We start from the raw sequence: 640 nt of genomic DNA, 5'->3' as shown, positions 1-640 counted from the left end.
CCAGCCCGTGGGGTTCATGGCAAAGTCGTCCTCCTCCGCTAAGCTCAGGAGTCCGCTTCACCTCCGCCAGATCCACCACGCCTTGCAGTATGCGCTCGCGCTGCTGCTTGGCCTTGGCCTCCTCGTGCACCGTGATGACGGCGGGCGTCTGCAGCGGCGGCTTCATGCTGTCCGTGGCGGTGGCGGTGAGGCGGTACACGTTCACGCGCTCAAAGTCCAGCTCCGGCAGCCCTCCAGCACATCCGCGCCGCTGCTGGGCGTGCTGCGCTGCAGATCAAACGTCACTGTCTGCCCGTCGCCGCCCGGGTCCGCCAGCAGCACGCCCACCAGCGTGCCCGTGGGGCTGTTCTCTGGCACCAGCATGTCCACGTGCACGTTCAGGAAGGCGGGCGGCCGGTTGGCAACGGTGACGTTCACCGCCACCTGCCCCGTGCCGCTCAGGCCACCCAGGTCCGTCACGCGCACCACCAGCTTGAACACCTTGCCGTGCGTTACGGCCGCCTGCGTCAGCACCACCAGCTGCCCAGGCTGCGAGAGCTGCAGCCGGAAGGTGTCGTCAACGTTGCCGCTCACGCTCGCGGACGACAGCACAGCGCCCGCATCCGGGGCCTCGCCCTGCAGCGCCTGCCCCACCAGCGTG

2 protein-coding genes are annotated in these 640 nt (G+C 69.2%); both read right to left on the bottom strand.

Going from position 1 to position 640, the window contains the following annotated elements:
- Positions 1-199, bottom strand: a 199-nt coding sequence (locus ACK41V_RS23675) for a hypothetical protein (RefSeq protein ID WP_409786140.1), incomplete at its 3' end; no start/stop codon positions are given.
- Between the two features lie 2 nt (positions 200-201).
- The coding region (locus tag ACK41V_RS23670) for a hypothetical protein (RefSeq protein WP_409786137.1) at positions 202-640 on the bottom strand (439 nt) is incomplete at its 5' end.

This window comes from Acidovorax sp., assembly GCF_046291265.1.
Lineage (GTDB): Bacteria > Pseudomonadota > Gammaproteobacteria > Burkholderiales > Burkholderiaceae_C > Acidovorax.
Note: the sequence above shows the minus strand (reverse complement) of the source record. Positions and strands in the feature narration are given on the sequence as shown.